A 17417-nucleotide genomic window follows, 5' to 3' on the forward strand; every position below is an offset into this window, starting at 1 on the left:
CCGCGCTCTAACATCCACTCCGTCGCAGTCAAACGAATTGCATGAGGAGTCGGACCATGTACGTCATCACTGGCATCACCGGACAAGTCGGCGGCGCGCTCGCCGACGCGCTGTTGCAGCAAGGCAAGCCCGTGCGCGCGGTCGTGCGCGATGAGAAGAAGGGCGCGCACTGGGCGGCGCGCGGTTGTGATGTCGCGCTCGCCAATATGACCGATGCCGATGCGCTCGCCAGCGCGTTCGAAGGCGCACAAGGCGTGTTCCTGCTGCCGCCGCCGGAATTCGATCCCGCGCCCGGCTTTCCCGAAGCGCGCGGCGTGATCGCTGCCATCATCGCCGCCATTGCACGCGCAAAGCCGCGCAAGATCGTGTGCCTCTCGACGATCGGCGCTCAGGCGACGCAAAGCAATCTTCTGACGCAGCGCACGCTGCTGGAAGACGCGCTTCGCAAGCAAGCGATCCCGGTTACGTTCCTTCGCCCCGGCTGGTTCATGGAGAACTGCGCATGGGACGTCGATGCCGCGCGCAACGAAGGCATCGTTCGATCCTTCCTGCAACCGCTCGATCGCGCGATTCCGATGATCGCCACCGATGACATTGGCCGTCTCGCGGCGAAGCTCTTGCACGAAGACTGGGCCGGCGCACGCGTCGTCGAACTGGAGGGACCGCGGCGCACGAGCCCTGACGACATCGCCGCCGCATTCTCGCAAGTGCTCGGCAAACCCGTGCGCGCTCAGGCAGTGCCGCGCGAATCCTGGGAGCCGCTGTTCGCGAGCCAGGGCATGCAGCATCCGATGCCGCGTATCCGCATGCTCGACGGCTTCAACGAGGGCTGGATCGATTTCGAAGGCCGCAGCGAAGATATCGTGAAGGGCACGACGCCGCTCGTCGATGTGATCCGCAAGCTCGTCGCGCGCTAGGCGTCAGGCGATATCGCGGACATGCGAAATCATCAGTTCGTGCAGGCTTCATTCGTCTATCCTCAGCGTGCTGCCCGTCATCCATTTCGCGGCGGGCGAGACGAGGAAGGCCATCAACTCCGCGATCTCTTTGCCAATCGCCGCGTTCGCTTCCATGACGCGATGCGCTTCGTGAATCTCGTCGAACGAAAACACGCGCGAAGGGTTGCATCGAAAGGTGGCCGCGCATCGTGCGCGGCTCAAGTAAGGGAAGAGCAGTTGAGGAAAGCGCAGCGCGTTACTTTGCGCCTTGCGCGCGTGACGCACACAAGCGCCACGAGGCCGATTTCTCTTCATCGGCGACTTCACGCCACCACCGCTCCCCGCGATGCGGCGCTTCCAGATCGAGCCGTTCTCCCATGCGCGGTGTCGCTACGGCAACGCCGCGCGCGAGCGCCAGCCCCGTCACGCGCTCGAACGGCTCCTGCCACGGATGCATTGCGAGATCGAACGTGCCGTTGTGTATCGGCACGAGCCAGCGTCCACGCAAATCGATATGCGCCTGCACCGTCTCCTCGGGCTGCATATGGACATACGGCCATTGCGCATCGTAGGCGCCGGTTTCGATCAGCGCGACGTCGAACGGGCCGAGGCGCTCGCCGATCGTCCTGAAGCCGTCGAAGTAACCGGTGTCGCCGCTGAAGAACACGCGCAACGCATCGTCGACGATGACCCACGACGCCCACAACGTGCTGTTGCCATCGAAGAGACTGCGGCCGGAGAAGTGCTGCGCCGGTGTCGCGGTGAACGAGAGACCATCGATCTGCGCGCTCTGCCACCAGTCGAGCTGACGAACTTTCGCGGCGTCGATGCCCCATTCGATCAGTCTGTCGCCGACGCCGAGCGGCGTCAGAAAGACCTGTGTCGTCGCGGCTAGCGCGAGCACGGTGTCGCGATCGAGATGATCGTAGTGATCGTGCGACAGGATCACGCCTCGCAACGGCGGCAGGTCGTCGAGCGCGATGGGCGGCGCGTGAAAGCGCTTCGGTCCGAGCCGCTTGAACGGCGACGCACGCTCGCCGAAAACCGGGTCCGTCAGCCAGTATTCGCCGCGCAGCTTGAACAGCATCGTCGAATGACCGAGTCGATAGAGACTGCGATCGGGTGCGGCATCGAGCTGCGCGAGCGTGAGCGTATCGACGATGGGCGCCTGCGCGGGCACGGTACTGCGCGGCTTGTTGAGCAGCACGTTCCAGATGATGCGCAAGGTCTTGCCGAAGCCTTCGACGGGCCGCGGCTTCACGTTGCGAAAGCGCGCGCCGTCATGTTGCGGCGACGCGCTCGACAACGCACGTCCGCGTTTTGCAGCGGCGAAACCCAGGGCACGGCTGATGCGATCGGCAATCGAAGTCATGGGACGTGAACTCTGCGCAGAAAGTAGACTGGACAGTGTAGTTTAATTTCGAGATCAAAGTAAACTGACCGGTGTAAAATCGCCGCATGAAATCGAACGACATTCCCCAGCGCCTGACCGACCGGAAGCGCGCCGCGATCGTGGACGCGGCCGTGGAGGAGTTCATCGCGGCGGGCTACGACGCGACGAGCATGGACCGCATCGCCGCGCGCGCGGGTGTGTCGAAACGCACGGTTTACAACCACTTCGAGAGCAAGGAAGCGTTGTTCGCCGCGATATTGCATCGTCTGTGGGATGCGAGCGCGACCGGCGATACAGAGTTCTATAGCGCCGATGAACCGCTGCGCGCGCAATTGCTCGCCTTGCTGACGCGCAAGTTGCGTCTCATGAATGACGATGCTTTTCTGTCGCTCGCGCGCGTGGCGATCGCGGCGGGCATTCATTCGCCTGAGCGCGCGCGCGATATGGTGGCGCGCATCGGCGAGCGCGAGGAAGACGTGACCGCGTGGATCAGGAAGGCCGCCGCCGATGGCCGTCTCGCCATCACGGACCCGGTTTTCGCCGGGCAACAGTTGCATGGCATCGTGAAGGGATTCGCCTTCTGGCCACAAGTGACGATGGGCCAGCCGCCGCTCACGAAGAACGAGCAGAAGAGAGTGGCGGAAGCGGCCGCCGACATGTTCCTCGCGCGTTATGAACGCGCTACGCCGAAACGCCTATAGAACGGCTTCCGCCACGAGCTGCAACGCGGGCGCGAGCTTCATGCAATCTTCCGGACGTTCCAGCGCATAAGCGAGATTCTTCTGCGCGATCTGCACGTGCTCGGTGGCAAGCGCCTGCGCGCGCGTGCCTTCGCCGCGCTCCAGCGCATCGACGAGACTGTGATGCTGCTGATGCGCCATGAAAAGCCACTGCCGTCCTTCCTCGATGGCGGACTGCATCGGCAGCATCGCGCTCGCGGCGGCGAATGGCAGGCGATTGTTCATGTCGATGGCGCGCATCAGCGCCGCGTTGCCCGATCCCTCGACGATCAGCTTGTGGAAGCGGTTGTTCATGTCGGTGTAGGCGGCGTAGTCGTCGAGATCGAGCTCGGACTTCGCGAGCAGCCGGTCGCCTGCGCGCAAACATTCCGCCAGCGCATTCGATAGCTGACGCGGCACGCCATGCTCCGCGACCAGGCGTGCGGCCATGCCTTCGAGATGACCGCGAACCGCGATCGCATCGGCGATTTCGGCGGCGGTGATGCGCCGCATCACATAGCCGCCCGCCGGCGACGGTTCGACCAGACCTTCCTGTTCCAGCGTGGTGAGCGCGAGCCGCACCGGCGTGCGCGACGCCTTCAGCCGCTCGGCGAGCGCGACTTCTCCAAGACGTTCGCCGGGCGCGAATTCGCCTTTCAGGATCAGGTCGCGCAGGTAGACCAATACGCGTTCTTGCTGGGTTTCCATGCTTTCTCTCCGTTCGCCGCTGTCGACGATTCTAGGCGATACCGCGCGTCTTGTGCTTGCTGTTGCGGCGGTCACTGGGAGAAATGTTTTTTCATGTATGCAATCGGCCCTGTATCGGCCTTACCGCTCGTATAAGGGTAAGTCTTGATAAAAGGATATAATGTCAACAAAAACAATAAGATAAATGGATAGAATTAGGATCTTCGCACGAACGTGCTGCATACATCGTTTGTAAATTTGCACTCGAAAGCCTATTCTCCATCTCAAGACAACGCTCGACTGCATACAACGCCGAGTCGCGTGAATACATCTGAACTGGAGACAAAGCCATGATGAGTTCGCAGCAAAACGAGACGATCACCCGTGTCAGCAAGGGCACGCCCGCAGGTCAGTTGCTTCGCCGGTACTGGCAACCGGTCGCGCTAGTGGACGAGCTGCCCGCCGAACGTCCGGTGAAGGCCGTGCGCCTGATGGGTCAGGATTTCGTCGTATTCAAGGACGAAGCGGGTCGTTACGGCATGCTCGATCGCGATTGCCCGCATCGCGGCGCCGATCTCGCGGCGGGACGTCTCGAAGGCGGCGGACTGCGCTGCGCATTCCACGGCTGGCTCTTCGACGCCAGCGGGCGCTGCCTCTCGACGCCGGGCGAACCCGTCGGCAGCACGTTGTGCAACAAGGTGCGTCAGTCGGCGTATCCGGTCGTCGAGAAGAGCGGCATTCTGTTCGGCTATATCGGCAAGGATGCGCCGCCCGCGTTTCCGAACTTCGATTGTTTCGCCGCGCCCGATGCGTACACCTTCGCGTTCAAGGGCCTCTTCGAATGCAACTGGCTGCAAGCGCTCGAAGTGGGCATCGATCCGGCGCATGCGTCGTTTCTGCATCGCTTCTTCGAGGACGAGGACGTGAGCGAAAGTTATGGCAAGCAGTTCCGCGGCGCGTCGGCGGATTCGAACATGCCGATCACGAAGGTGCTGCGCGAGTTCGAATCGCCGGAGATTCTCGTCAGCGCGGCGGACTACGGCCTGCGTCTCATTGCGAAGCGCGTGCTCGACGATGCGAACACGCACGTGCGCGTGACCAATGTCGTGTTCCCGCAAGCCTTCGTGATTCCGATGAGCTCGGAGATGACGATCACGCAATGGCACGTGCCCGTCGACGATGAAAACTGCTACTGGTATGCGGTTTTCACGAGCTTCGGCGCGCCCACCGACAAGGCGCAGATGCGCGAGCAGCGGCTCGAACTGTACGAACTGCCCGATTACACGTCGCGCAAGAACAAGCGCAACAACTACGGCTTCGATCCGCGCGAGCAGTCGAGCGAGACCTACACGGGCATGGGCTTCGACATCAACGTGCACGATCAATGGGCCGTCGAATCGCAAGGCGCGATTCAGGACCGAACGCGCGAGCATCTCGGCACGACGGACAAGGGAATCATCGCGTATCGCCGCTTGCTCGTCGAGGCAATCGAGAAGACGCAGGCGGGCGAAAAGACGCTGATGCTGATCGACGAAGAAGAAGCCGCGCATCTGACAGGACCGGCGTCGATCGACGGTATCGGACCCGCGGACCGTTGGGACGAGTACTGGAAAGAATCGGACGTGAAGCGCCGCGTGAATGCGCCGTGGCCCGCGCCGAAGGCCTGAACGAACCGACCCGCAACCTGAACGGAGCGCGCGGCGCATCACGTCGCCGCGCGGAATGGATATGTCTTTCGTAGAGACTCATGGTTTGTGGACGGACGCCCAGCACGCCGCGTATGCCGGGCTCGTCGAGCGTCTGAAGAAAAGCGATGTGAAGGTGGTGCGCTTCTCCTTTCCCGATCAGCACGGCTTGCTGCGCGGCAAGACGCTCGTCGTCGACGAAGCGATCAAGGCGATGAAAAGCGGCGTCACGCTGACGACGACGCTGTTCGCCAAGGACACCTCGCATCGCACGGTGTTTCCGGTGTTCACGACGGGCGGCGGCTTCGGCATGCCCGAGATGCAGGGTGCATGCGACACGCTGATGGTCGCCGACCCCGAAACGTTTCGCGTGTTGCCGTGGGCGCCGCATACGGGATGGGTGCTGTGCGATGTGCATTTCGCCAACGGCCTGCCGGTGCCGTTCAGCACGCGGCATTTGTTTCGCCGCGCGCTCGATCAACTTTCGAATCACGGTTATGACTTCGTGTCGGGCCTCGAAGTGGAGTTTCATGTCTTCAAGGTCACCGATCCGCATATGAAACCCGAGCATTCGGGCCAGCCTGGCCTGCCGCCCGATATCGAATTGCTATCGCACGGTTATCAATATCTGACGGAGTTGCGCTATGACGCCGTCGATGACGTGATGGAACTGCTCCGGCGCAATATGGAAGGACTCAACCTGGATGTCCGTTCGCTGGAAGTCGAGTACGGCCCGAGCCAGTTCGAGTTCACGTTCGCGCCGACGAAGGGCATCAAGAGCGCCGACGACATGGTGCTCTTTCGCAGCGCGGTCAAGCAGATCTGCCAGCGCAACGGCTATCACGCGACGTTCATGTGCCGCCCGCGCATTCCGAATGTCGTGTCGAGCGGATGGCACCTGCATCAGTCGCTCGTGCACGCGAGCGACGGTACGAACGCATTCATGCCCGACGATGATTCGCAACCGCTTTCGATGACCGGGCAGCGCTATCTCGCGGGCCTGCTCGCGCATGCGCAAGGTGCGACGTCGTTATCGACGCCGACCATCAACGGTTATCGGCGCTATCGCCCTTATTCGAACGCGCCCGATCGCGCGATCTGGGGACGCGATAACCGCGGCGTGATGCTGCGCGTGCTCGGCGGCGCGAACGATCCGGCGAGCCGTATCGAGAACCGCGTCGGCGAGCCGACTGCAAACCCGTATCTGTATTTCGGCTCGCAAGTCATCTCCGGTCTCGACGGCATTCGACGCAAGCTCGAATTGCCGCCGTCCGCCGATACACCCTATGAAACGCAAGCCGAACCCTTGCCGCGCACATTGAACGATGCACTCGATGCCTTGAGCGCCGACGAATGCCTGCGCGAAGGCTTCGGCAGCGCGTTCGTCGATTACTTCTGCAAGCTGAAGCAGGCGGAGATCGATCGCTTCAATCTCGAAGTCACCGAGTGGGAACACCGCGAATATTTCGACGCGTTCTGACGGCGCGCTCACAAAGGAGAAACGATATGCCTAAGGTTACCTATATCCTGCGCGACGGCGAGCGGCGCGACATCGACGTGCCCGACGGCACGAGCGTGATGGAAGCCGCGATTCACAACAACGTGCGCGGCATCGATGCCGAATGCGGCGGCTGTCTTTCGTGCGCGACGTGTCATGTTTATATTGATGCATCATCGACGGCAGATTTGCCATCGCCCGATGACTCGGAACTCGAATTGCTCGGTGGCGTTGCAGCGGAGCGGCGTCCTGAAAGCCGTCTTAGTTGCCAACTCGTGATGAGCGCCGCGTTGAGCGGTCTCGTCGTGCAGATTCCGCAAAGACAAGGGTGAAACCATGAATCGCTCGCTCGTGATCGTCGGCGCATCGTACGCGGGTGTCCAGCTCGCGGCGGCCGCGCGCGAATCCGGCTTCGACGGACGCATCGTGCTCATCGGCGATGAACCCGACGCGCCTTATCAGCGCCCGCCCTTGTCGAAGGGCTTTCTCACCGGCAGCTTGAATGAAGCGCGCTTGCCCTTGCGCTCGCAAGCCTTCTTCGACGAAGAGAAGATCGAATGGATGCCGTCGATGCGCGCAACGCATATCGATCGCGCGCGCCGTGAAGTCGAGCTGCAAAACGGCGCGCGCATCGCGTATGACCATCTCGCGCTGACGACGGGCGCGCGCGTGCGCAAGCTCGATTGTCCCGGCGCGACGCTCGATGCCGTGCATTATCTGCGCGATCTGCGCGATGCGCGCCGTCTCGCGCAAAGCGCATGCGCGGCGCGGCGTGCGGTGGTGATCGGTGGCGGCTATATCGGTCTCGAAGCGGCGGCTTCGCTGCGTCAGAAGGGCATCGACGTGACCGTCGTCGAAACGGAGCCGCGCTTGCTCGCGCGGGTCGCGTCGCCGTGGATGTCGGCATACATGCAGCGCGCGCATGCGGAGAACGGCGTCGCGTTCGCGTTCGGGCGCAAGGTCGTCGCGCTGCGGCCGCTTCTCGATGCGGTGACCGTCGTGCTCGATGACGATACGCACTTGCCCTGCGATCTCGTCGTGGTCGGCATCGGCGTGATACCGAATACGGAGCTCGCGGCGGAATGCGGCTTGGCGGTGGCGGGCGGCATCGTCGTCGATGAACATGCGCGCACGAGCGATCCGGCTATCGTTGCCGCGGGCGATTGCGCCGCGTTCGTGCCGCATTGGTCCGTGGACGCGCGCGCGTGCCGCGTGGAGTCGGTGCAGAATGCAAACGATATGGCGAAGATCGCGGCGCTCGCGATTGCGGGACGGCCGCAGCCGTATCGCGCGGTGCCGTGGTTCTGGTCCGATCAGTTCGATCTCAAGCTGCAGATGGCGGGCGTCAACACGGGCTTTACGCATCATGCGCTGCGCGGCAGCGTCGAAGAGAAGAAGTTCTCGGTCTTCTACTTTCGCGACGACGCATTGATCGCGGTGGACAGCATCAATCGCCCGCAGGAACACATGCTCGCGCGCAAGCTGCTCGCGAACGGCGCGCGTGTGGCTCCCCATGAAGCGGAAGATGCGGCGTTCGATCTGAAAGGAGTCATGCAATGAAGCCGTTGGTAGGGGTTGTGTGCGACCGCTTTTTTGTCGGCGAGCACGACTTGCATAGTGCGAAGCAAAGTTATGTCCGCGCGTTGATGACGTGCGCGCAGGTCAGTCCCGTGCTGATTCCCGCATCGCGTGATGTCGAGTCGGTCGTCGATTATCTCGATGGCGTGAACGGCCTGCTATTTCCGGGCGGCGCGTCGAATGTCGAATCGCGGTTATACGGCGGCGTGCCCGACGCGGACATGCTCGTCGATCCAGACCGCGATCACGTCGCGCTTGAACTGATGCGCGGCGCGGCGGAACGTGGCATGCCGTTTCTCGGCATTTGCCGCGGCTTTCAGGAGATGAACGTCGCGTTCGGCGGCACCTTGCACCCGGACATTCATGCGTCGGGACATTCGGAAGATCATCTGGAGAACCTGAACGAAGACCCGCTCACGCGCTATCGCTATCGGCATGAAATCGAACTCGTCGATGACGGCGCGTTATCAATGCTCGCAGGCGGCGCACGGCGTGTGCAGGTGAATTCGCTGCATCGTCAGGGCGTGGCGCAGCTTGCACCGCCTCTCGCTGTCGAGGCTCGCGCGCCGGACGGGTTGATCGAAGCGATTCGTCTAGACGGCCACGCGTTCGCGCTCGGCGTGCAATGGCATCCCGAAGCGATGGTCGCGGGCGATGCGCTTTCGCGTGCGCTGTTCGAATCGTTCGGCGCGAGTTGCAGGCGCTACGCCACGCGAGAGGGAGTCTGATGCCATGTCGGCCGATCGCATCGATCTCAACTTGCTGCGAGTCTTCGACGCAATCTTCGAAGATCGCAATCTCGCGCTCGCGGGCAAGCGCCTGAATCTCAGTCAATCGGCGATCAGTCACGCGCTCGGACGCATGCGCGACGTACTCGGCGACGATCTCTTCGTGCGCACCGGCCGCGGCATGGAGCCCACCGTGCGCGCGCTCGCGATGGCGGCGCAGGTGCGCGGCGCGCTCGCGCAGATCAAGGCGGCGCTCGGCGTCGACAAGTTCGATCCGTCCGTCGCGCAACGCACGTTCGTGCTGGCCGCCAACGACTACATCACGGCGCTCTTGCTCGGGCGGCTCAGCCAGCGCTTGCGCGCTGAAGCACCGCTCGTGGATATCGTCGTCAGGCCGTCCACGCGGCTCGATCTCGCGGGCCAGATCGACGTGGGGCGCATCGATGTGGCGATCGGCATTTTCGCCGACATGCCGCGACGTTTCCGCTCGATCGATGTCTGGGAACAGACCGACGTGCTGCTGCTCAATCGCGAGCATCCCGCCGCGGACCGGCCGATCACACACGATGATCTGCTGACGTATCCGCTCGTCGCGGTTTCGCAGGGCGGCGAGGAAGAGGGCGCGGTGAGCGGCTTCATCGTCGAGCGGGGACTTGCGCGGCAGTCGGAAATGTTCGACCGCGAAGCGCTCAATCGTGGCTTCGCCGATTATGCGGACGTGCCGCGCGTGCGCATGGCCGTCGCGCATTCGCTCGCGATTCCCGCGCTGCTGCGTCATAGCGACATGCTCGCGCTGGTGCCGTCGTCGCTTGGCCGCGAACTCGCGCGCAATGGCGAGTTGAACATGCGTGCGACGCCTTACGCGTGTCCCGATGCGACCGTGCGCGCCGTCTGGCACGAACGCAACGATGCCGATCCCGGGCTGCAATGGCTCAGGCAGCAACTCATTGACGTATCGCGGCAAGTGCGATGCCGCTGATGCGCGGCCTTCAACAGCGTCATGCAAAGGATTCACTGCGTTCGCGCCCCTGAGCGCGAACGCGTGAACGTCGTCGAAAGTCCCTGAAACAAGGGCTTTTTCATTCGAAAAGGTGACATCGCGAACGGCGTCGCAAGGCGCTCGCTCGCGCTGGATGCTGCTCGTTCGTAACTTGCCGGGTTGTTTGCCCGGATATGCGCTCTTAATCTGGGCGCCCGTCGATAAGAGAGGATGTCATGGAAGAGACAAAAGTCGTCGATGTTCAGGCGCTCATCAACGCGCACCGCTTTTCACGCTATCAATGGCTCGTCTTCGCGATGTGCTTCGTGATCGTGCTGATGGATGGCTTCGATACCGCCGCGATTGGCTTCATCGCGCCTTCGCTCGTCGGCGAATGGCACCTGAGTAAAGCGGCTCTGGCGCCCGTGCTGAGCGCGGCGCTCTTCGGGCTCGCATGCGGCGCGGTGTTGTCAGGACCGCTCGCGGACCGCTGGGGCAGACGCGGCGTGCTGATCGCGGCCGTGCTGATATTCGGCCTGGCGTGCCTCGTTTCAGGCTATGCGCGCGATCTCACGGAACTGACCGCGCTGCGCTTCGTGACCGGCGTGGGACTCGGCGCCGCGATGCCCAATGCGGTCACGCTGATGAGCGAGTTCTGCCCGAACGGCCGGCGCGCGACCATTGTCAATCTGATGTTTTGCGGCTTTCCGCTCGGCGCGGCGTTCGGCGGATTTCTCGCGGCCTGGATCGTGCCGCAATTCGGCTGGCGCACCGTGCTGCATTTCGGCGGCGCGGTGCCGATGCTGTTGACGGTGATGCTCGTGCTCGCGTTGCCGGAATCGATGCAGTACATGGTGTCGAAAAAGAAGCCCGTCGAGCGTATCCGGAAGGTGCTGGCGCGCATCGCGCCGCAGGCCGCATCGGCGGAATCGTTCGTGATGCGCGAGGGCGTCGCGCGGGAAGCGGGCGCGGGTGGAGCGCGTGTCGTGCTGTCGCGCTCGTATATCTTCGGCTCGATGATGTTGTGGCTGTGCTACTTCATGGGCCTCGTCATCTTCTATGGCCTGATCAACTGGATGCCGGTGCTGCTCAGGGACGCCGGACTGACCCCGCAGCGCGCGGCGCTGGTGTCCGCGCTCTTTCCGCTCGGCGGCGCGGGCGCGGTGCTGTGCGGCTTGCTGATGGACCGCTTCAATCCCAACGGCGTCGTGGCGGCCGCGTATGCGTTCGGCGCGGTGAGCGTGTGCGCGATCGGACAGGCGATCGGCAATGTCGGCCTCCTGGTGTGCGCGGTCTTCGTCGCCGGCGTGCTCGTGAACACCGCGCAGGCATCCATGCCCGCGCTCGCGGCGGCGTTCTATCCGACCTCGGGGCGCGGCACGGGCGTCGCGTGGATGCTGGGCGTCGGGCGCTTCGGCGGCATCGCGGGCTCGTTTCTGGTCGCGGAGTTGTCGCGGCAACAGATGAGTTTCTCCGGCATCTTCACCGTGGTGGCGATGGCGGGCGCGGCCTCGTGCATCGCCTTGCTGCTCAAGCAGGTGGCGAGCCGACGCGTCGTCCCCGAAGTCGCGGATAAGCTGCCGCTCGCGCATTGACGACGCCATACGAGCCGCCGACGATTTCCGAACGTTCATGCTCGAATAAACGGCGGCGGCTCGAATGCGCGATAACCCTGCGGGAACCCGTCATCGGAGGCTGGTAAAATTGCGCAACGTTTTTCCACGGGCACGATGTGATGGGCTTCGAACAACTCGCCGGACTGAAAAAGCAACTCGCGAAACAGGCTGCAAACGAAGCAGCAAAGAAAAAGGCGCCACGCGCGCGGCGTCCGGCGCCGGCAGCGGCAGCGCCGTCGAAACCAACGCCGCAGCCGAAAACGGGCGTTGCGCCGAAAGCGGCGCGTCAGCCGAAGCCGGAAACTGCGTCGAAACCGGTCGATCCTGTCGTACATACGATAGGCAAGCTGCAAAAGCGCTTTCCGCTCGCTTTCCCAAAGAATCCCGCGCCGAAGGTGCCGCTGAAGGTCGGCATCTTCGAGGATCTGATGAAGCACGCGGAAGAACTCGGTCTGAACGAGCGGGAACTGCGCAGCGCGATCAAGGTGTGGTGCCGAGGCAACCGCTATTGGACGAGCCTCGTCGAAGGCGCGCCGCGAATCGATCTCGCGGGCGGCAGTGCGGGTGAAGTGTCGTCGGCGGATGCGGCGCGCGCGGTGTATCTGGAAACGAACCGCGCGGCGCGTGCGGCTTCGTCGCCGAAACCCGCGGAACCGGGCAAGCAGCCGGACGAAGAAGCCAGCAAAGAATCAAGCAAAGAATCAAGCAAAGAATCAAGCAAAGAATCAAGCAAAGAATCAAGCAAAGAAGCCAGCAAAGAATCAAGCAAAGAAGCCAGCAAATAAGCCGCAAGTTTCGCAATACGCCGCGCGCAGTTCGACTGACGCGCGGCTTTTGTTTTTGCTTTTTGTTTGCGCATGCTGGCGCGCGCGAGCATGCGACAACTATCTCAATGCCGGGGCGGCTGGATGTCGTAAGCGATCCGTCCCGCGGGCAGAAAAAACAGCGCGATCACCGCGCCGCCCTTTGCTTCCGGATAGTGATGACTTCCCGGCGCGGGCGCGGTCCAGCCGCCATGACACCATCCGTTCGGACCGGCGAGCGCCGCGCCTTCATCGAGCGGCACGACCATGTTGAACTCGCCGTACGGATGCGCGTGATAATCCCCGCGAAAACTGCCTTCGGGATTGTTCTGCTGGTTGCCGGTACTGTCCATCAAAACGGCCGTGATGCTGAAGTAGAAGGTTTCCGGACACGGTGCGACGAGCCGCGCGCGCCGGTATCGCGGTCCGGCGATCTCGACATCCGCGGCCCATCCTTCTTCGACGCCCTGCCTGATCAGCCGCGCCAGATCCTTGTACAGCGCGCTATCGACGCCGTATTTCGTGTTGAGCCATTGCTCGACGTTCGTGTCCGTCGTCATGTCCCTGACCTCTTCGAGAAAGGGCAGGCATCGCGCGACGAGTTCTTCCTTGCTGGTTCGTGTGGCTTGATTCGGGGACATCGCTTCTTCTCCTTGGCTTGCGTGTCGATTCACGCGTGCGCCCAAGATGCCATATGGATTCGCGCGTCAGAAGCGAAGTTGCTGCAAGGAAAACATGAACGCCGTGCAAGCCGCGCGATGCCGATATGAACGGCAGGCGATGCATCGATCCGGTTCAAGAAGCGATTGAATACCTTTCACGCGCGATGCGTGCCGGCCATTTCGTGGTGCTTTTTCTCCGTAATTGCGTCTTCGAAGAAAGAGAACGCGTCCAAACGCGCACATGGAAAGCAACATCGTCTTTCGGCCGGTTTAACAATCGACGGGAATGCTTTCATTCGCCGTTGCCGGTCTCACGCCCAGTCTCTAAGCTCGCTGCGATAGTTTAATCCATCGGCAAAAGATTCGTCATCCAAACGAATATACGGAGACACAGGAGCGTTCATGAAACATGGCCGGATCGCGGTATCGATCGCAGCAGCGTTGTGCAGTGCTTCCGCATTCGCGCAAAGCAGCGTCACGCTATATGGCGTGATGGACACGGGCGTCGAATACGTATCGCATGCAAACGCGGCGGGAGATGCTGTGGTGCGCATGCCCGGCATTACGGGCGAAGTGCCGTCGCGCTGGGGCATGCGCGGCGTCGAAGATCTGGGCGCGGCGCTGAAGGCAGTATTCGTGCTCGAAAGCGGATTCAACGTGCGCGCGGGCGACTCGGGCCAGGGCGGGCGGCTGTTCGGCAGACAAGCGTTCGTCGGTCTGGAAGGACCGTGGGGCACGCTGTCGTTCGGGCGTCAATACACGATGACGTACTGGGCCATGCTCGACGCCGATATCCTCGGTCCGGACATCTACGGCATCGGCGCGCTGGATGCGTTCATCCCGAACGGACGAAGCGATAACACCATCGCGTACAAGGGCAAGTTTTATGGCGTGACGGTAGGCGGATCATATTCGTTCGGCCGCGACAGCACCGGGACCGGCAATTCCCCGGGGCAGGGCACGTGCTTCGGACCGGTGCCCGGCGACGCAAGCCAATGCCGCGAATGGAGCGCGATGCTCAAATACGACGGCACGTATTTCGGCGTCGCCACGGCTTACGACGAGCAACACGGCGGCATGAACGCGCGCGCGAATTTCTTCGACGGCGTCGCGCCTTTTGCCATCGCCTCCAGCGGCGACAAGGACGCGCGTCTGCAGGCCAACGGCTATGTGAACGTGATGGGCGTGAAGATCGGCGGCGGATGGATCGGCCGTCGGGTGGCGTCGGACGCAGCGGACGGCAGCGTGCGCTCGAACCTTTTCTATCTGGGCGCGCAGTACTTCGTGACGCCCGCAGTGGCGATCGATGGCGAAGGTTATCGCGTGATCGTCCAGCAACACGACACGCGCGCCACGCTGGCGAGTTTGCGCGCGACTTACTTCCTGTCGAAGCGAACCGCCGTGTATGGCAACGTCGCGTATCTGTGGAACAGCGCTAACGCGCGCTTCTCAGTGAGCGCGGGCGGCGGCGGCACGACACCCGCGGCGGGCATCGGGCAACTGGGCGCGATCGTCGGCGTGAGGCATTCGTTCTGATCGAAAGATGGACAAGCACAACGATGCATGGCTCAGAACCGTGGAGGATATCGGAAAGGGCGCGCACGAAGCACGGCTCACATGCTATGCGGCGCGATGCTGGGACGGCCGCAGTGAGCCTGTGGTGCGCGTGCTGGACAAGCCGACGACGCGTACGCTCACCGTGTCATGGTGCGACGCAATCACGGGTCACTACGGTTATCAAACATGGCGCGTGAGATGCGCGCGCATCGCAGGAACGTGCGTGCTGACGGGGCTGCCGATCGAGGCAGGCGATGAAGTGTTCAGCCCGCGCAAGGGCTTGACGCAGCCAGGCAACGCCGGCGCGATGATCGCGGCGGCGAGCCTTCGTCGTACTTCAACGCGTGTATCCTCATGACTATCCAGAAGCGTATGCATACGGAGGTGGGCCATGAACGAACACACGATACGTGAAGCACTGGATGCTCACTGGCGCGCATCGGCGGATGGCGATCTCGATGCGGAACATGACATCTACGAGGACGATGCCATCTGCGACTATCCGCAATCGAACGAGCGCATCCACGGACGATTCAATTTGCAACAGTTGCGCGGTCATCATCCGGATAAACCATCGGGCTTCGAAGTCAGGCGAATGCAAGGCGCCGGCAATCTCTGGATTACGGAATACACCATCGCGTATGAGGGGCGTACAGCTTATACGGTAAGCATCATGAAGTTCCACGACGGCAAGGTCGTTCACGAGACTCAATATTTCTCGGAAGCCTTCGAGGCGCCGGCCTGGCGCAGCCAATGGGTTAAGCGGATTGCGTGAGGGGTGTTTAACGGCCGGCGAAATCATTGGCATAGATCGTCTCCCACCCGCCGCCGAGTGACTTGCATGACGCGACGAGATTTTCCGCGGCGTTCGCCTTGCTTGGTTCGAGCTGGCCCTGTGCGTCGAGCAGTTGCTTCTGGACGTTGAGCACATCCAGGTAGTCGAGCGCTCCGGCCTTGTATCGTTGTTGCGCGATGCCGAGCCCGCGCCGATTCAACGCGACTGCAGAAGCGAGCCGGTTACGCCGGCGCTGTTCCGCATCGTAGACGAGCAGCGAATCGTCGACCTCGCGCCACGCTTCGAGCAATCGTTTCCATCTGCGACGAAGGTAACCGGGTATCGAAGCGGGCGTCGCGGCGGGCGCAAGACTGGTCGTCGATGGTCGTGGGCTTACGGCGCCCGGGCATGAGGACGGCTTCAAGAGCGTCATGCGTGTACCTTCCGCCGACTTCATAGTTGTTCAGCTTCGACGGTCGCGCAGGCCCAGCGAGTTCACGTTCGCGATGCTCACGCTGAAAGCCGGCGTCGCGCCATTCGGGAAGCGAATCTTGGTGTACGCAGCGCCGATGCCGAACGGACCGATCCGGCCGTGATCGGATCGAACTTCGTATGCGTCCAGTTCGCCCAGAAGACCGCGGCGGCGATCGGTGTCGGTAAATTTCCCGGACCGATTTGTAGCATTGGTTCCACATACTTGTCACACACGGGGCGTTTGAGTCTTAGCACCTTGACGCAACTAACTGTCTATTCCTCAGACCCACTTCGAACTGGCGCAATCATTGCGTAGCGAACCCCAAAGCCAACATCGGAAGGAGACGCCATGCCCGAAACTAAACATCCCGACGCGTGCAGAGTCGGTGTCGCGTTCATCGAAGCGCAACTGACGACGCTCTTCGCCTACGCGAGCCTGTTGTCCGACTGGATCGATCGCGGCGCGCCGCCGCCCGACTTCGCGAAAGCGGTGCCACTATTGGCGCGCAAGCGTTCGCATCCGGAAGCGCACACGCATAGCGAAGACGGCACGCCGATGAAAGGCCCGTCGCCGGAAGACGCGCTGTCGTGGCCATCGTTCGACACTGCCGAGAAGCGCATTGCCTTCGCGCTGATCGTCCCATGCACGAACGCGATTCTGGCTGTCGCCGAATACTTCGATATTCATCGGCTTTCCGCTTCACGCGCGCCCGAAGTGCAATTTCTCATGCGTCTGCGCGACGCCGCCGTGAACGGCAACACCTTCAGCATTCCCGCGGATGAATACATGCCGCACGCCGCTTACGCCGGCCTGATCGTCGAACCGGCGCTCGACGGCACGCTGCTTTTCAGCGATGGCGTGCGGCCCGGCTTCATCGAATTCGGCGATACGGTGGGCTTGCTTCGCTATCTGACGAAGCTATTGAAGAGCATGCAATCGGCGATCAGCGGGGGCGATGCGGGATAGATCGCGACGATGCCTCAACGCGTATCGCTCGCGGCGCGTTCCTGTCCGGGCGTACGCCGATACTCGCGACCACGAATACATGACTCAATTCCGGCGATGACGTGATCGCGAAATCGGGCAACAGCGCGAAACCCGAGCTCGACGAGACCGGCTCGCCGTCCGCGCTGATCAGATGCCAGCTATACGGCTCTTTACCGCCGACGCGATTGGCCGCGCGCAATGGCTCGGTGACGGAGCTGAACGCCATCATCGAGAAATGGGGCGATACGGTTTCATCGTTCTATTGAGACTTACGTAAGTCATGACATCACCAGAGCTCGGCTTGTTTCCAACATGCGGCGATGATCGATTTGCGCTT

Annotated in this window: 19 protein-coding genes and 1 pseudogene; 15 read left to right on the forward strand and 5 right to left on the reverse strand. The window is 62.4% G+C overall.

The annotated features are described in order from the left end of the window. Positions 1-56: 56 nt before the first annotated feature. Positions 57-917: an NmrA family NAD(P)-binding protein gene (locus tag AWB75_RS15055; protein WP_061124870.1), complete on the forward strand. Its 861-nt coding sequence runs from the start codon at positions 57-59 to the stop codon at positions 915-917. A 277-nt stretch (positions 918-1194) separates the two neighbouring features. On the opposite strand, the gene AWB75_RS15060 is transcribed toward AWB75_RS15055, so the two are convergent. After that, positions 1195-2310, reverse strand: a complete 1116-nt coding sequence (locus AWB75_RS15060; RefSeq protein ID WP_061124871.1) for an MBL fold metallo-hydrolase — start codon at positions 2308-2310, stop codon at positions 1195-1197. Positions 2311-2396: 86 nt separating this feature from the next. On the opposite strand from AWB75_RS15060, the gene AWB75_RS15065 reads away from it, so the two are divergent. After that, positions 2397-3032 carry a TetR/AcrR family transcriptional regulator gene (locus AWB75_RS15065; protein ID WP_061124872.1) on the forward strand — a complete coding sequence of 212 codons (636 nt, stop codon included), beginning with the start codon at positions 2397-2399 and terminating at the stop codon, positions 3030-3032. Here the strand turns inward: AWB75_RS15065 and AWB75_RS15070 are convergent. Beyond that, on the reverse strand, positions 3027-3758 hold the full coding sequence (locus AWB75_RS15070) for a GntR family transcriptional regulator (protein WP_061124873.1): 732 nt from the start codon (positions 3756-3758) through the stop codon (positions 3027-3029). The two genes, AWB75_RS15065 and AWB75_RS15070, sit on opposite strands and share 6 nt — an antisense overlap. A 329-nt stretch (positions 3759-4087) precedes the next feature. Here AWB75_RS15070 and AWB75_RS15075 point away from each other — a divergent pair, with 329 nt between their 5' ends. The 7 genes from AWB75_RS15075 (at position 4088) to AWB75_RS15105 (ending at position 11800) form a co-directional block, all read left to right on the forward strand. Then, the gene (locus AWB75_RS15075; protein WP_061124874.1) at positions 4088-5404 is read left to right on the forward strand and encodes an aromatic ring-hydroxylating dioxygenase subunit alpha; all 1317 of its coding nucleotides are present in this window, start codon (positions 4088-4090) and stop codon (positions 5402-5404) included. 61 nt (positions 5405-5465) lie between these two features. Beyond that, complete coding sequence (locus tag AWB75_RS15080; protein ID WP_061124908.1) at positions 5466-6902, forward strand: glutamine synthetase family protein; 1437 nt, start codon at positions 5466-5468, stop codon at positions 6900-6902. 26 nt (positions 6903-6928) lie between these two features. Further along, the gene (locus AWB75_RS15085) at positions 6929-7252 is read left to right on the forward strand and encodes a 2Fe-2S iron-sulfur cluster-binding protein (protein WP_061124875.1); all 324 of its coding nucleotides are present in this window, start codon (positions 6929-6931) and stop codon (positions 7250-7252) included. 4 nt (positions 7253-7256) lie between these two features. Then, positions 7257-8480, forward strand: coding sequence for an NAD(P)/FAD-dependent oxidoreductase (locus AWB75_RS15090; RefSeq protein ID WP_087086628.1), 1224 nt, complete (start codon positions 7257-7259; stop codon positions 8478-8480). Beyond that, positions 8477-9226, forward strand: a complete 750-nt coding sequence (locus tag AWB75_RS15095; protein ID WP_061124876.1) for a gamma-glutamyl-gamma-aminobutyrate hydrolase family protein — start codon at positions 8477-8479, stop codon at positions 9224-9226. Before AWB75_RS15090 ends, AWB75_RS15095 begins: the two co-directional genes overlap by 4 nt. A 4-nt stretch (positions 9227-9230) precedes the next feature. Then, positions 9231-10205, forward strand: coding sequence for a LysR substrate-binding domain-containing protein (locus tag AWB75_RS15100; RefSeq protein ID WP_061124877.1), 975 nt, complete (start codon positions 9231-9233; stop codon positions 10203-10205). A 236-nt stretch (positions 10206-10441) separates the two neighbouring features. Beyond that, complete coding sequence (locus tag AWB75_RS15105) at positions 10442-11800, forward strand: MFS transporter (protein WP_061124878.1); 1359 nt, start codon at positions 10442-10444, stop codon at positions 11798-11800. A gap of 35 nt (positions 11801-11835) precedes the next feature. On the opposite strand, the gene AWB75_RS38495 is transcribed toward AWB75_RS15105, so the two are convergent. Further along, a complete protein-coding gene (locus AWB75_RS38495; protein WP_235012111.1) occupies positions 11836-12258 on the reverse strand; it encodes a hypothetical protein in 423 nt (140 codons plus the stop codon). Between AWB75_RS38495 and AWB75_RS15110 the strand changes: the two genes are divergently transcribed. Continuing rightward, the gene (locus AWB75_RS15110) at positions 12169-12606 is read left to right on the forward strand and encodes a ProQ/FinO family protein (protein ID WP_235012110.1); all 438 of its coding nucleotides are present in this window, start codon (positions 12169-12171) and stop codon (positions 12604-12606) included. The genes AWB75_RS38495 and AWB75_RS15110 overlap by 90 nt on opposite strands. A gap of 104 nt (positions 12607-12710) precedes the next feature. Here the strand turns inward: AWB75_RS15110 and AWB75_RS15115 are convergent, their stop codons facing one another. After that, positions 12711-13265, reverse strand: a complete 555-nt coding sequence (locus AWB75_RS15115; protein WP_061124879.1) for a 4-hydroxylaminobenzoate lyase — start codon at positions 13263-13265, stop codon at positions 12711-12713. A gap of 423 nt (positions 13266-13688) precedes the next feature. Between AWB75_RS15115 and AWB75_RS15120 the strand changes: the two genes are divergently transcribed. From AWB75_RS15120 to AWB75_RS15130, 3 genes are read left to right on the forward strand one after another with little or no spacing between them, the layout of a single operon-like run. After that, positions 13689-14822: a porin gene (locus tag AWB75_RS15120; protein ID WP_061124880.1), complete on the forward strand. Its 1134-nt coding sequence runs from the start codon at positions 13689-13691 to the stop codon at positions 14820-14822. Positions 14823-14829: 7 nt separating this feature from the next. Beyond that, positions 14830-15201, forward strand: coding sequence for a DUF3331 domain-containing protein (locus AWB75_RS15125; protein ID WP_061124881.1), 372 nt, complete (start codon positions 14830-14832; stop codon positions 15199-15201). Positions 15202-15234: 33 nt separating this feature from the next. Further along, positions 15235-15618: a nuclear transport factor 2 family protein gene (locus AWB75_RS15130; RefSeq protein ID WP_061124882.1), complete on the forward strand. Its 384-nt coding sequence runs from the start codon at positions 15235-15237 to the stop codon at positions 15616-15618. 7 nt (positions 15619-15625) lie between these two features. Here AWB75_RS15130 and AWB75_RS15135 read toward each other — a convergent pair. Beyond that, positions 15626-15928, reverse strand: a pseudogene (locus AWB75_RS15135) (TolC family protein); the annotation flags it as partial. 513 nt (positions 15929-16441) lie between these two features. Here AWB75_RS15135 and AWB75_RS15140 point away from each other — a divergent pair. Both AWB75_RS15140 and AWB75_RS37710 read left to right on the forward strand, forming a co-directional pair. Next, entirely contained in the window at positions 16442-17059 is a 618-nt protein-coding gene (locus AWB75_RS15140; protein WP_061124884.1) for a hypothetical protein, read from the forward strand. Positions 17060-17160: 101 nt separating this feature from the next. After that, positions 17161-17346 (forward strand): hypothetical protein, encoded by a 186-nt coding sequence (locus AWB75_RS37710; protein ID WP_061124885.1) that lies wholly within the window; start codon positions 17161-17163, stop codon positions 17344-17346. The last annotated feature ends 71 nt before the right edge of the window (positions 17347-17417 follow it).

It is taken from the genome of Caballeronia catudaia (assembly GCF_001544755.2).
GTDB lineage: Bacteria > Pseudomonadota > Gammaproteobacteria > Burkholderiales > Burkholderiaceae > Caballeronia > Caballeronia catudaia.